This window comes from Draconibacterium sp. IB214405, assembly GCF_033963885.1.
In the GTDB taxonomy this organism is placed as follows: Bacteria; Bacteroidota; Bacteroidia; order Bacteroidales; family Prolixibacteraceae; genus Draconibacterium.
Genome location: NZ_JAXBMA010000022.1, coordinates 1 through 1,326 on the forward strand (window position 1 = coordinate 1; position 1,326 = coordinate 1,326).

Here is a 1,326-nt window from a genome sequence, read left to right on the forward strand (position 1 = left end):
TGTAAACTTCCCCTTTTTAGGACTACTCAAAAATAGATTATTTTCTTTTTTATAACCAAATTCTGAAAGCTTCTTCAAGGTGATTTTGGGTTCTGTCAAGGGCGACTGAGTTAGCGAAGTCGTTTATATACCCTTGACAGGTTCGTAAATCACATTTTCTTTGCTTTTCAGCTTTTGGTTTTTCATTTTATTGGCATAGCCGATTGGAGTCATTCCGCCCAATGAATCATGCGGTCTTTTATTGTTGTAATCAAATATCCATTTTTCTGTTTCATCCCTGGCTTCATCCAATGATTGAAACAGATAAGCATCCAGTACTGCCCTGCGGTATGTTCTGTTTAAACGCTCTACAAAAGCATTTTGTGTTGGCTTGCCTGGTTGGGTATATAAAAGTTCAATCCCTTGAAATTTGCTCCATTCTTTTAATAGCTCAGCAATAAACTCTGGACCATTGTCCATCCTTATTTGTTCTGGTTTTCCCCTGCGTTTTATCAAGTGGTTCAAAACATAAACTACTTTATTACTTCGGATGGAATGGTCAAGTTCAACATGAAGTGCTTCTCGGTTAAAATCATCCATTATGTTGAAACTCTTTATCTTCCGTCCATTCTCCAGTGCATCGTGCATAAAATCAATCGACCAGCAATTATTAATGTTTTCGGGGATTACCAAAGGAACTTTCACCCTGGCAGGGAGTCTTTTCTTTACTTTCCGGCGCATATTTAGTTTCATCATGCAATAAACCCGATACACCCGCTTGTGGTTCCATTCATTGCCTTCCAGGCGCAATCGCCCATAGGCTTTCCAGAAACCTTCTGTAGGGTGGTCTTTCGCTTTTATGGTAAGTGCATCGATTACTTCAACATCGTCTTTTATCGACTCGTAATAATAAACAGAACGACTCATATTTAACACACGGCACGCCCTGCGGATGCCAACAGTGGGATTGGTGCAAACTTCTTTTGCAATCTCCCTTTTCTCACAAGGCTTTAGAGCTTTTTTTCGATAATCTCTTTGGCAAGTTTTAAATCAAGGGCTTGTTCTGCATACATCATTTTCAACTTGCGGTTCTCCTCTTCGAGTTCCTTGAGCCTTTTTAACTCTGAGGCTTCCATTCCGCCATATCGTTGTCGCCATTTATAAAATGTAGCTCGGCTAACGCCATGGTCACGAACAATTTCTTCTACGCTTTTGCCGTTTTCATACTCCTTCAAAATCGAGGAGATTTGCTGTGGTGTAAATCTTTTCTTCTTCATCTTCTAACAGTTCAAAATTAACGTTTATTTGTCTACTTTTAAACTGTCCTGTTTTTGGGGAAGCTTACAA

1 protein-coding gene is annotated in these 1,326 nt (G+C 39.4%); it reads right to left on the reverse strand.

The features are described 5' to 3' along the window. Positions 1-123: 123 nt before the first annotated feature. Positions 124-1,256 (reverse strand): IS3 family transposase gene (locus SLH46_RS21595; RefSeq protein ID WP_442873579.1). Its coding sequence is split into 2 segments (ribosomal slippage): positions 124-995 and positions 995-1,256, totalling 1,134 coding nucleotides; the frame shifts between segments, so codons are not numbered across the junction. Positions 1,257-1,326 lie beyond the last annotated feature (70 nt).